The organism is Saliniramus sp. (assembly GCF_035311605.1).
GTDB lineage: Bacteria > Pseudomonadota > Alphaproteobacteria > Rhizobiales > Beijerinckiaceae > Saliniramus.
The window spans coordinates 1-10,617 of the sequence record NZ_DATGCW010000048.1; the positions used below are offsets into that span (position 1 = coordinate 1).

The window sequence follows — 10,617 nt, forward strand, 5'->3', positions numbered from 1 at the left end:
GTTCGTGATGTCTTCGTGGCAACCGGGGTCGGCGAGGCGGAGCGCGAGGCGCCCGAATTCATTGCCGGCACCCGTCCGGGTGAATTCGCCTTTGCTCCGATCCGTTCGATCGACCGCGCGGCGAATGAGCCGCGGAGCGAAGAAGAACTCGTCGAGATGGAGGACGATCTTCGCCGCCTGCAGGAGCGCCAGGCCGCGCGCGCCGCGCAGACCCGGCGCATGACCCTGCTGCCTGATCCCGAGCCCGTCGTCGTTGAGCCGCTACCCGATTTCGATCCTGCAATCGACCCCGCGCGTCCCTGATTTCCCGCCTGAAAGCCGTGCTCTCGCCGTAATCGGCGGGCAGGCGGAAATCGCCGATGCAACCGGGTCGGCGAGATGCTATGGAGGCGGTGCCGATCTGCCCATGCGCGAATCGGCTTTCGCCCGGATGCGCCCCGAACGGATACGCGATCATGAACGACTTCTACCGCACGCAACGCCTGCCGCCCTACGTCTTCGAGCCGGTCAACAAGATCAAGGCCAAGGCGCGGGCCGAGGGCGTCGACATCATCGATCTGGGCATGGGCAATCCCGATCTCGCCGCACCGGCGCATGTCGTGGCCAAGCTGGCCGAGACTGCCGGCAAACCGCGTACCGATCGCTATTCTGCCTCCAAGGGCATTCCCGGTCTGCGCAAGGCCCAGGCTGGCTATTACGCCCGCCGCTTCGGCGTGAAGCTCGATCCGGAGACGCAGGTGGTCACCACGCTCGGTTCGAAGGAAGGCTTCGCCAATATGGCACAAGCCATCACGGCACCGGGCGACGTCGTGCTCGTGCCCAATCCGAGCTACCCCTTGCACAATTTCGGCTTCCTGATGGCTGGTGGCGTGGTGCGCAACGTGCCTGCGGAGCCGTCGCCCGAATTCTTCCATGCGATTGAGCGCGCCATGCGGCTGAGCGTGCCCAAGCCGATCGCGCTGGTCGTCTGCTACCCGGCCAATCCCACGGCCTGCACCGCCTCACTCGATTTCTACCGTGACCTCGTCGCTTTCGCCAAGAAGCACGAACTGATCCTGCTCTCCGACCTCGCCTATGCCGAGGTCTATTTTGACGACAACCCCCCGCCATCAGTGCTGCAGGTGCCCGGCGCGATGGATATCGCTGCGGAATTCACCTCGCTTTCGAAGACCTATTCCATGGCTGGCTGGCGGATGGGCTTCGCGGTGGGCAACGAGCGCCTGCTCGCGGCACTGGCGCGGGTGAAATCCTATCTCGATTACGGCGCCTTCACGCCCGTGCAGGTGGCGGCGGCGGCGGCCTTGAACGGGCCCGACGACTATATCGAGGACATGCGCGCCATCTACCGCAAGCGCCGCGACGCGCTCGTCGAATCCTTCGCCAAGGCGGGCTGGCCGGTGACGCGCCCGAGCGCGTCGATGTTCTGCTGGACGCCGATCCCGGAGCGTTTCCGGCATCTGGGAAGCCTGGAATTCGCCAAGCTGCTGGTCGAGAAGGCCGGCGTCGCGGTGGCGCCGGGGATCGGTTTCGGCGAGCATGGCGATGACCATGTGCGCATCGCTCTGGTCGAGAACGAGCAGCGCATCCGCCAGGCTGCGCGCAACATCCGCCGCTTCTTCGATGATCGCGACAAGGCGCTCGACAACATCGCCCCGCAAGCGGCGCCGACGGGGGCTGCTTCAGCCTGACCCGGGCAGCGCGCGCCGACAGGCCTCGCCCGCGAGTCGTGCCCAGGCGAAGCCGAGCGCCCAGCCGGCCAGGACGTCGCTGGGCCAATGCACGCCGAGATGGATCCGGCTCAGGCCGATCAGCACGACGAGAAGCGCAGCGCTCCCGGCGATGAAACGCGTCGGCGCGATCTTGTCCTGCGCCGCCATCAGATCCCGCGCAATGATCGTGACGAGCGTTGCGGAAATCATCGCATGCGCGCTCGGGAAGCTGTTGGTGAAAACCTGCGTCGCGGGTTCGAACAGATCCGGTCGCGGGCGCGCGATCAGGGCTTTCAGCACCGTGTTGAGGGCGATGGCGCCGAAAAGCACGATGCCGACGCGCAAGGCCTGAGCCCCGGCGCCGCGCAGCCAATGGGCAGTGATGACGAGCAGGCCGGCGCCGATCAGCACCGTCATGCTGCCCAGAGCCGAGACATCCCTCGCCATCTCGTTGAACCAGTCGGGTCCGCGCGGCAAACCCTGCGCGTTGCGCAGCAATACCGGCAGGAACTGGTCGAATGCCAGCAGCCACGGCCGAAGACCCGGCAGGGAGAGCGCCGCAGCCAGCAGCAGGAACAGGGCGAGGGCAGGCAGACTGGGTCGCATCCGGTTTCACCACGATGTCGCGAGGCGTGGCCTCACACTATGTTACTGATTGTTTCAGGCGCCTTGGAACCGCCGAAATCGAGATTCGTTATTGCGTCGGGGGAATGGTTAACGCAGGTGGATCGAGGACGACATGCCGCTACTGGTTCAAACGCCCGAAATCACCGAAACGGATCAGGCCGTGTTGCGCGCCGCACTCGGTCCGGCCCGCCACGCCCCGCGCGCGGCGCATGACATGCGCGCTGCGGCGCGTCGGCTCGCGCAGGGTGTTCCGCAAGGTTCTGCACAGGATTGCGCTTCAAAGCCTGATCGAGATGCGTTCAAGGCCGGGACGCGTGCGCATCCGGATTGCTTCTGCCGCTTTCCCGGTTGAACTGGTTCCGGCTCATTCCAGCGTTTCGATATAGGCGATCAGCGCACGGATCTCGTTGTGCGTAAGTTGCAGATCCGGCATCGGCGGGTGCGGTGAACGCAGGAAATCGGCCAGATTTTCCGCCGTGAGATCGTCGCGCTGCGCGATCTGAATGAAGCTCGCCACCTGATCGCTCGCGACATCCTGTCCCGGCCCGACCAGATGACAGGAGGCGCACCAGCGTTCGGCGATGACTTCGCCCTGCAGGGCATCGGCCATGGCCGGCATGCTGGCGGTGACGAGCAGGGCGGACCCGGCGAGCGTGCCGTAGAGCGCCTGCAACATCCGGGCTTTGCGGCCTTCGTCATGAACCTGCATGGCACACCCCCTTTGAGATCGTGACGTGAACCGGCATGCAACCGGCGAATCATCAGCCAGCCTAGCGGCGACACAACGGCCTGCAAACCGCTAACCGGGTTCATGCCGGATGGCGGGCTAAGTTTATCCGTTCGTCTTTACCATCTGGCAAAGTCGAAGCCGTATCGTGCGGTATGTTTTGCGTAGACAAGGGTGTGTGACCCGGCATGATCGCCACACCGACCTTCCCCGATCTCGCCGCGCTCGTCGTCGATGAGAGCCTCTACATCCGCCGCATCCTGCGCGACATGCTGACACGTGTCGGCATCAAGCGCGTGCTCGAGGCTCCCGACGGCGCCGAGGCGCTCGGTGTGCTCTCGGAGAGCAAGCCCGATCTCGTCATCCTCGACTGGGATCTCGCCATTCTCTCGGGAGAGGAATTCATCCGCCTGACGCGCACCCCAACCACCTCGCCGGCGCCGAGCATCCCGATCATCGTGATGATGGGCAAGCCGCGGCGCTATGTCGTCGATCGGGCCATGTCGCTGGGCGTCAACGAGATCATCGCCAAACCGTTCTCGCCCAAGGTCCTGTGGTCGCGCCTCGACGAGGTGATCAACCGCCCGCGCCCGTACATTCAGGTCAAGGGCCTGCTGCGTCCGGTGGCGCGCTCCACCGACGCCCTGCCGCAGAAGGTTGCTGCCTGATCGCGACCGCGTGCGGAACCCGGAGGCCGACTCGCGATTTATTGTTCTTGGCATTTCGCCGGCTGCACTGTTACCATTAAAACCAAGTTGGAGAGCTCCCCCAACACGGGTGTGGAGTTCGCGAGGATAAAACCTTGGCGGTGGACACTGGTGCATTCGGCGCAGGTGCAAAGGCGGAAGGAACTCTGAACTTCGACAGTGCGGCTGCGAAGTCGACGGGGCAAAACACGCAGGAGCATCGGGCGCATCGCCGAAACAGGCGATCGGGCGCAGCCTATGCGGCGCTTGATCTCGGCACGAACAATTGCCGCCTGCTCATCGCCGAACCAGCCCGTGCCGGCTTCCGCGTGATTGACGCCTTCTCGCGCATCGTGCGCCTCGGTGAGGGGCTCGCCAGCGCCATCACGCTCAATGATAATGCCATCGACCGGACCATCGAAGCGCTGCTGATCTGCCGCGACAAGATGCATGCGCGCGGCGTCCACCGCGCCCGGCTGATCGCGACGGAAGCCTGTCGCATGGCGCGCAATGCCGACCATTTCATCGAGCGGGTACATGACGAGACCGGCATGGAACTCGAGATCGTCGACCGGCGCACCGAGGCCTTTCTTGCGGTGACGGGATGCGCCTCGCTGGCCGATCCCGAGGCGCATTCGGTAATCGTCTTCGATATCGGCGGCGGCTCGACCGAAATCGCCTGGCTCGATGGTCAGGCTCGCTCACCGCTCGCCGATCCCTGCAAGCGCATCCGCGCCTGGGATTCACTGCCCGTGGGTGTGATCACCCTGGCGGAACGCCATGGCGGCGTGGAGGTCGGGCCGGAGAAATTCGAGCGCATGGTCGAGGAAGTCTCGCAGATGCTCACCCCCTTCGCGCTTGCTGCGGGGGCGGCTACGGCGGCACCGGACTTCCATCTGCTCGGCACCTCGGGCACCGTCACCACGGTCGGCGGCATCTATCTGCGCCTGCCGCGCTACGATCGCCGTCAGGTCGACGGGCTCTGGATGGCGGCGACGGAGGTGGATACGGTGCTCGACGAACTCGTCGGGCTCGATTACGAGGCACGGGCGGCGAGCCCCTGTGTCGGGCGCGAGCGGGCCGACCTGGTGCTCGCGGGCTGCGCCATTCTGGAAGGCATCCGCCGTGCCTTTCCCGCGCCCCGTCTGCGCATCGCCGATCGCGGTCTGCGCGAGGGTATCCTGATGAATCTGATGCGCGAGGACGGGGTCTGGAAACGCCGTCGCGGGCGCCGCAGGGGCCGATCGCGCAATGGTTCACCGGCGCCGGGTCCGGCCATCCCCGATCCCGGTCGCGCCTGAGGCGAGAAAAATCGTGTCACAAAACAGCAGTCATCCCCCGCGCGCGCTCAAGGTGAAGCTGAAGAAGGCGCGCGGTCGCACGCCCTCGCAGCAGCGCTGGCTGCAGCGCCAGCTCAACGATCCCTATGTCCTGCGCGCCAAGCGCGAAGGCTGGCGCTCGCGCGCGGCCTTCAAGCTGCTGGAACTCGACGAGAAGTTCAGGTTCCTCAAACCCGGCCAGCGCATCGTCGATCTGGGCGCGGCGCCGGGTGGCTGGTCGCAGGTGGCGGCGCGCAAGATCGGGATCGTCGATGAAAGCGGCGCCGAGAACGAAAAGGCGCGTGGCAAGATCGTCGGCATCGATCTCCTCCCGATCGAGCCGATGCCTGGCGCCGAATTCATCGAGATGGATTTCCTTGATGACGACGCCCCCGCGCGCCTCGTCGCGCTGCTGGGCGGCCCGGCGGATGTCGTGATGTCGGACATGGCCGCCAACGCCACCGGTCACAAGAAGACCGACCATCTGCGCATCATGGGGCTTGCCGAAACCGGCGCGGAATTCGCCCGCTCGGTCCTGGCGCAGGGCGGCACCTATATCGCCAAGGTGCTGCGCGGCGGCACGGAGGGGGCACTGCTGACTGATCTCAAGCGCGATTTCGCCAATGTGCGCCATTTCAAGCCGCCATCGAGCCGCGCTGATTCCGCCGAACTCTTCGTCATCGCGATTGGCTATCGCGGTGAGGACCGGGTCGCGGCGGAACGGGGCGATGGCGGCTGAGCGCTGTGCGTTGCGAGCGAACCCGGATCAGGTGATATGCCAGTCTGCGGCACGGCTGTGAGGCGCCGTCAGCGTCTCGCGCAGTTTTCCGCGTGCGCGGGAGAGACGGGAGCGAAAGGTGCCGACCGGCATGCCGGCAGCCTGCGCATTGTCCTCGTAAGAACTCTCGGGCCGCATCGCCAGACCGACGGCGAGCCGCTGCTCCCGGGGCAGATCATCGATCGCATCGGCGATGTCGCGGCAGGCGACGCGCTCCTCCTGGCGCGGGGGTGAAGCGGTTTCCAGCGCGCCATCGATCAGGATATCGGCCTCCTCGCGTCGCGGGCGGGCGCGGCGATTGGCGAATACCGTGAAGGTGATCCGCCGCAGCCAGGCTGCGAGGCTGCCGCCGCGCCAGCCATCGGATTTGCGCAAGGCACGTTCGAGCGCATCCTGCAAGAGATCCTCGGCCTCGTCGGGATTACGTTCCAGCCGGCGGGCATAACGCTGCATCCCGGGCATTTCGGCGGCGATGCGGTGCGCCAGGCGGCGCCGCTGCGCCGGGTTCATCCTGACGGGATCGTCGCCTTGCGGATCATGCGACCGGTTCTGCTCTTGCCCGTCTGCGATGTCTCGGCTGCGTCTATCCTGCATGAATCCCGCTATCGCCTCCTGCGAAGCTCTCACTTCATTCGTCACTAGGGAAAGCCTGGAAGCGACAAAAAAGTGACGCTTCCAAAACTTTTTCGCGCTGCCGGGAACGATTCACCCCGCGACACTGTCCGGGAGGGTAACGCGTCATGCCGCGCAGGCAAGAGTAACGGCTTGTGCGGGCATGGCGTGCCGATCGATCGGAAACTGAAAAAGGGTATACGACATGAACTTCGCTCGTACCACGCTCGCCGCCATTACCGCTCTGGGTATGGCTTTCGGTGCCGCCTCCCTGACCGGGACCAGCGTCAGCACGCCCGCCGCTGCCCAGACCGCTCAGGCACCGAACGTGGATGAAGAAACCCTGCGCTCCTTCGCCGTGGCGACGCTGGAAATCCAGGAGATCAGCCAGACCTATCGGCCGCAGATGGAAGCGGCCGAATCGCAGGAGCAGCAGCAGGAAATCGCCCAGGCCGCAAATGACGAGATGGTCGCTGCCGTGGAAGCAGTGCCCGGCATCGACGTCGGCAGCTACAATGCCATCGCTGAAGCCGCGCAGGCCGATCCGGAGATGATGCAGCAGATCAATACCTTTATCGCGGAAGCCTCCGGCCAGTAAGCCGCGGCGATCGCTGAAGGCCTGACGGGCCGGCGGATCATCCCGCCGGCCTATTTCGTTCCCGGCTCAGAACGCCTTTGCGTGGATCTGGGCGAGCGCCGCACGCACGACCTGCAGATCGTCTCCCACAGCCAGAATCAGTCGCAACTCATCCCCCTCGCGACGGCCGACGGCAGCGCCGTGGAGCGCTCGGCCATCCGCCTGCGGAGCGCGCATGCTGATCGTGAAGCCGGACAGATCGTCCAGCCTGTGCGCGGCAATGTCGATATCGATCGCCGCCGCCGTATCGCCGTCGTACTGCGTGGCGAGACCGCGTGCGAGCATCTGCGGATTGCGCAGATCGCGCTCGGCGCGTTCGGCCGTCGCGCCTTCGAGGCGAAAGACGCCGACGGCCAGGCGGTTGGGGCAGCCGGGCGCAATGCAGGCGATCACGGCTTCCGGGTAGCCGACATGCTCGTGCGTGCCCAGCCATTTGCGCATCGGAAGGGCGAGCCAGGCCTCGCCGTCCTCGGATTCGGCGAGGCGCCGCAGATCGAGCGAATCGAAGCCGGCGACCCGCGTCCCGCCCGGCGTGCATCCACCGAGCAGCAATGCGAGGATCAGCGTGCAGGCGAGGGCGAGTCGATGCAAACCGGCGGCGGGCCGGTGCGGATGTTCGAACAGGAGGCGGCGAATCGGGTGAGCCGGCATGCGGCGATTATGCGCGCGCACCTTTCGTTGCAAAGCGATTTCTCTTTCGCGGAAACAGCCCGGAAGGGCCGTTGCGGCAATGCGTTCCCCTGCGGTATGTTCGTTAATCCGAACGAATTCGTTGCATCACGCGCGAAATCCGGTCAAAAGAAGCGCCATGACAGACACGGTAAGCCAACCGACTCCCGAAAGCACATCCGGCGGGCCTGACGGTGATTTCGAGACCCTTGCTGCGCTGGCACGCGTGCAGGTTGATACCCCGTCAAGCCACGTGATGCATTTCGGTGAAGACCAACCCATCGAGATGGATTGCGGCGCAAGCCTCTCGCCGTGGCAAATCGCCTACCAGACCTATGGCACGCTCGCGCCCGATCGCAAGAATGCGGTGCTGATCTGCCATGCCCTGACCGGTGACCAGCATGCCTGCAACGTCCACCCAGTGACGGAAAAACCCGGCTGGTGGCGGCTCTTCGTCGGGCCGGGCAAGGCGATCGATACCGACCGTTTCTTCGTGATCTGCGCCAATGTTCTCGGTGGCTGCATGGGCACGACCGGCCCCGCCTCCGTCAATCCGGCGACGGGCAAGCCCTATGGCGTCGATTTTCCGCTGGTGACGATACGCGACATGGTGCGCTCCCAGGCCATGCTGCTCGACAAGCTCGGCATCGACGATCTCCTTTGTGTGGTCGGCGGCTCGATGGGTGGCATGCAGGTGCTGGAATGGTCCGCTCTCTATCCCGGGCGGGTGTTCTCCGCCATGCCGATTGCGGCCGCGACGCGCCATTCGGCCCAGAACATCGCCTTCCACGAAGTTGGTCGTCAGGCCGTGATGGCCGATCCCGGCTGGGCCTCGGGGCGCTATCTCGAACGCGGCACCCGACCACGCAAGGGGCTTGCCGTCGCGCGTATGGCGGCGCATGTGACCTATCTCTCCGAAGGAGCGCTGCATCAGAAATTCGGTCGCAAGCTGCAAAGCCGGGCCGCGCCGACCTTCTCCTTCGATGCCGATTTCCAGATCGAGAGCTATCTGCGCTATCAGGGCTCGACCTTTGTCGAGCGTTTCGACGCCAATTCCTATCTCTATGTCACCCGTGCGATGGATTATTTCGACCTCGCAGCCGAGTACGACGGCAAACTCGCGCGCGCCTTCCGGGGTACGCCGACACGGTTCTGCGTGATGAGCTTCACCTCGGACTGGCTGTTTCCGACGAAGGATTCGCGCGCCATCGTGAGGGCGCTGAACGCGGCTGCGGCTTCGGTTTCCTTCGTAGAGATCGATAGCGACAAGGGGCATGATGCATTCCTGCTCGACGAGCCCGACATGTTTTCTGCCGCCAAGGGCTTCATCGACGCCGCCGCGCGGGATCGGGGGGTGGCATGAACGCGCTGCCGCCTGACGATTTCGATACGCGCAAGGCCTCTCTCGCCGCCGCCGGTGCGCGTCCCGACCACTTGCTGCTCGCGGAAATGGTGGAGCCGGGCGCGCGGGTGCTCGATGTCGGCTGCGGGGACGGTTCGCTTATGGCGCTCTTGCGTGATCTGCGCGATTGCGATGCGCGCGGGGTCGAGCTCGACCGCGAGAATGTGAACAAATGTCTGGCCAAGGGGCTTGCCGTGGTCCAGGGCGACGCCGACACTGATCTCTTCGATTATGCCGATGACGGATTCGACTACGTGATCCTGTCGCAGACGATCCAGGCGACCTTGCGCCCGCGTGAGGTGCTCGAGCAAATGCTGCGTATCGGCAAATGCGGCATCGTTTCGTTCCATAATTTCGGCTATTGGCGTGTGCGTTTCGAATTGCTGCTGCGCGGGCGGATGCCGATCACCGAGCAACTGCCTTTCAGCTGGTACGACACACCCAATATTCACCATTGCACGATGCGCGATTTCGTCGTCCTGTGCCATGAAGTCGGCGCCGTGATGGAGCGCGCGGTGGCGCTCGATGCCGGCGACCGCCCGGTGCGGCTGCCCTTGCCCTGGTGGGTCTGGAACATGATCGGGCGCCAGGGCGTGTTCCTGCTGCGGCGCGGCGAAGGGCAGGATGGTGAAGGCTAGCCGTGTTTTACGCATCCGGATGGGTGCGGAGGCGGTAGCCAAGTGCGGCAAAACCGGGCAAAAAGAGCCTGCCGATGCATCACTTTTAGTGGAAGCCGATGACCGATCAGCAAACGCCTCCGGGCGAAGCCTTTCCCGCCATCACCCGTGAAGACTGGATGCGTCTCGTCGAGGGGGTTCTCAAGGGTCGCGATTTCGAGGAAACCCTCGTCTCGCAGACTGCTGACGGCATTCGCGTCGATCCGCTCTATGCCGCCGCTCTGGCGCAGGCGCAGCCCGTACGTGCCGAACACGCGCCCTGGCATGTGGCCCAGCGCGTCGACCATCCCGATACCGGTGAAGCCGCGCGTCAGGCGCTGACGGATCTGGAAGGTGGCGCCGACGCGCTCAGCCTCGTCTTCGACGGCGCAAGGGCCGCACGCGGTTTCGGCCTGCGCATCGCCACGCTCGATGATCTCGATGCCGCCCTCGACGGGGTGCTGCTTGATCTCGTGCAGATCCGCCTGGATGCGGGACGTTCCGGGCGTTACGCCGCAGCGGCGCTCATCGCCCTGGCCGCCCGGCGCGGGCTGTCGCTCGACCGGCTCGATGCCGATCTCGCCCTCGACCCGATCGGCGCCGCCGCCTGTGACGGCGGTTTCTCGGCCAGTTGGGAGATGATCGCAGATCGCTGCGGCGAAACCGCTGTGGCTCTGGCGGATAAAGGATTTGCCGGCACGATCTTCCTCGCGGATGGGCGGCCCTGTCATGAAGCCGGCGGCAGCGAAGCACAGGAACTCGCCGCCGTTCTCGCCACGGCACTCGCCTATTGGC

The 10,617-nt window shown here is 65.2% G+C and carries 14 protein-coding genes; 10 read left to right on the forward strand and 4 right to left on the reverse strand.

Translation table 11 applies throughout. The annotated features are described in order from the left end of the window. The coding region (locus tag VKP01_RS02335) for a hypothetical protein (protein ID WP_324410026.1) at positions 1 to 303 on the forward strand (303 nt) is incomplete at its 5' end. 152 nt (positions 304 to 455) lie between these two features. Continuing rightward, positions 456 to 1,688, forward strand: coding sequence for an LL-diaminopimelate aminotransferase (locus VKP01_RS02340; RefSeq protein WP_324410027.1), 1,233 nt, complete (start codon positions 456 to 458; stop codon positions 1,686 to 1,688). Here the strand turns inward: VKP01_RS02340 and VKP01_RS02345 are convergent. Beyond that, a complete protein-coding gene (locus VKP01_RS02345) occupies positions 1,680 to 2,315 on the reverse strand; it encodes a phosphatase PAP2 family protein (RefSeq protein WP_324410028.1) in 636 nt (211 codons plus the stop codon). The genes VKP01_RS02340 and VKP01_RS02345 overlap by 9 nt on opposite strands. A gap of 133 nt (positions 2,316 to 2,448) precedes the next feature. Between VKP01_RS02345 and VKP01_RS02350 the strand changes: the two genes are divergently transcribed. Beyond that, positions 2,449 to 2,688: a hypothetical protein gene (locus tag VKP01_RS02350; RefSeq protein ID WP_324410029.1), complete on the forward strand. Its 240-nt coding sequence runs from the start codon at positions 2,449 to 2,451 to the stop codon at positions 2,686 to 2,688. Between the two features lie 12 nt (positions 2,689 to 2,700). Here VKP01_RS02350 and VKP01_RS02355 read toward each other — a convergent pair whose 3' ends face one another. Then, entirely contained in the window at positions 2,701 to 3,045 is a 345-nt protein-coding gene (locus VKP01_RS02355; protein ID WP_324410030.1) for a c-type cytochrome, read from the reverse strand. Positions 3,046 to 3,251: 206 nt separating this feature from the next. Here VKP01_RS02355 and VKP01_RS02360 point away from each other — a divergent pair, with 206 nt between their 5' ends. From VKP01_RS02360 to VKP01_RS02370, 3 genes are all read left to right on the forward strand, one after another. Continuing rightward, positions 3,252 to 3,731 carry a response regulator gene (locus tag VKP01_RS02360; protein ID WP_324410031.1) on the forward strand — a complete coding sequence of 160 codons (480 nt, stop codon included), beginning with the start codon at positions 3,252 to 3,254 and terminating at the stop codon, positions 3,729 to 3,731. Between the two features lie 185 nt (positions 3,732 to 3,916). Then, complete coding sequence (locus VKP01_RS02365) at positions 3,917 to 5,050, forward strand: Ppx/GppA phosphatase family protein (protein WP_414706497.1); 1,134 nt, start codon at positions 3,917 to 3,919, stop codon at positions 5,048 to 5,050. Positions 5,051 to 5,063: 13 nt separating this feature from the next. Beyond that, a complete protein-coding gene (locus tag VKP01_RS02370) occupies positions 5,064 to 5,807 on the forward strand; it encodes an RlmE family RNA methyltransferase (RefSeq protein ID WP_324410033.1) in 744 nt (247 codons plus the stop codon). Between the two features lie 27 nt (positions 5,808 to 5,834). Here VKP01_RS02370 and VKP01_RS02375 read toward each other — a convergent pair whose 3' ends face one another. Next, positions 5,835 to 6,440, reverse strand: a complete 606-nt coding sequence (locus VKP01_RS02375) for a sigma-70 family RNA polymerase sigma factor (protein ID WP_324410034.1) — start codon at positions 6,438 to 6,440, stop codon at positions 5,835 to 5,837. Positions 6,441 to 6,663: 223 nt separating this feature from the next. Between VKP01_RS02375 and VKP01_RS02380 the strand changes: the two genes are divergently transcribed. Then, the gene (locus tag VKP01_RS02380) at positions 6,664 to 7,056 is read left to right on the forward strand and encodes a DUF4168 domain-containing protein (protein WP_324410035.1); all 393 of its coding nucleotides are present in this window, start codon (positions 6,664 to 6,666) and stop codon (positions 7,054 to 7,056) included. 66 nt (positions 7,057 to 7,122) lie between these two features. Here the strand turns inward: VKP01_RS02380 and VKP01_RS02385 are convergent, their stop codons facing one another. Next, entirely contained in the window at positions 7,123 to 7,746 is a 624-nt protein-coding gene (locus VKP01_RS02385; protein ID WP_324410036.1) for a hypothetical protein, read from the reverse strand. Between the two features lie 274 nt (positions 7,747 to 8,020). Between VKP01_RS02385 and metX the strand changes: the two genes are divergently transcribed. The 3 genes from metX to VKP01_RS02400 all read left to right on the forward strand — a co-directional run. Next, positions 8,021 to 9,127: a homoserine O-acetyltransferase MetX gene (gene metX / locus VKP01_RS02390; protein WP_324410039.1), complete on the forward strand. Its 1,107-nt coding sequence runs from the start codon at positions 8,021 to 8,023 to the stop codon at positions 9,125 to 9,127. Then, positions 9,124 to 9,804 (forward strand): methionine biosynthesis protein MetW, encoded by a 681-nt coding sequence (metW, locus tag VKP01_RS02395; protein WP_324410037.1) that lies wholly within the window; start codon positions 9,124 to 9,126, stop codon positions 9,802 to 9,804. Before metX ends, metW begins: the two co-directional genes overlap by 4 nt. Before the next feature lie 98 nt (positions 9,805 to 9,902). Beyond that, on the forward strand, positions 9,903 to 10,617 hold a 715-nt coding region (locus VKP01_RS02400), incomplete at its 3' end, for a methylmalonyl-CoA mutase family protein (RefSeq protein WP_324410038.1).

What these genes read in the sequence shown, in the direction of transcription:
- VKP01_RS02340 (WP_324410027.1), top strand. Translation starts at nt 456, where the DNA reads ATGAACGACTTCTACCGCACGCAACGCCTGCCGCCCTACGTCTTCGAG.
- metX (WP_324410039.1), top strand. Translation starts at nt 8,021, where the DNA reads ATGCATTTCGGTGAAGACCAACCCATCGAGATGGATTGCGGCGCAAGC.
- VKP01_RS02385 (WP_324410036.1), bottom strand. Translation starts at nt 7,746, where the DNA reads ATGCCGGCTCACCCGATTCGCCGCCTCCTGTTCGAACATCCGCACCGG.
- VKP01_RS02345 (WP_324410028.1), bottom strand. Translation starts at nt 2,315, where the DNA reads ATGCGACCCAGTCTGCCTGCCCTCGCCCTGTTCCTGCTGCTGGCTGCG.
- VKP01_RS02350 (WP_324410029.1), top strand. Translation starts at nt 2,449, where the DNA reads ATGCCGCTACTGGTTCAAACGCCCGAAATCACCGAAACGGATCAGGCC.
- VKP01_RS02355 (WP_324410030.1), bottom strand. Translation starts at nt 3,045, where the DNA reads ATGCAGGTTCATGACGAAGGCCGCAAAGCCCGGATGTTGCAGGCGCTC.
- VKP01_RS02375 (WP_324410034.1), bottom strand. Translation starts at nt 6,440, where the DNA reads ATGCAGGATAGACGCAGCCGAGACATCGCAGACGGGCAAGAGCAGAAC.
- VKP01_RS02360 (WP_324410031.1), top strand. Translation starts at nt 3,252, where the DNA reads ATGATCGCCACACCGACCTTCCCCGATCTCGCCGCGCTCGTCGTCGAT.
- metW (WP_324410037.1), top strand. Translation starts at nt 9,124, where the DNA reads ATGAACGCGCTGCCGCCTGACGATTTCGATACGCGCAAGGCCTCTCTC.
- VKP01_RS02380 (WP_324410035.1), top strand. Translation starts at nt 6,664, where the DNA reads ATGAACTTCGCTCGTACCACGCTCGCCGCCATTACCGCTCTGGGTATG.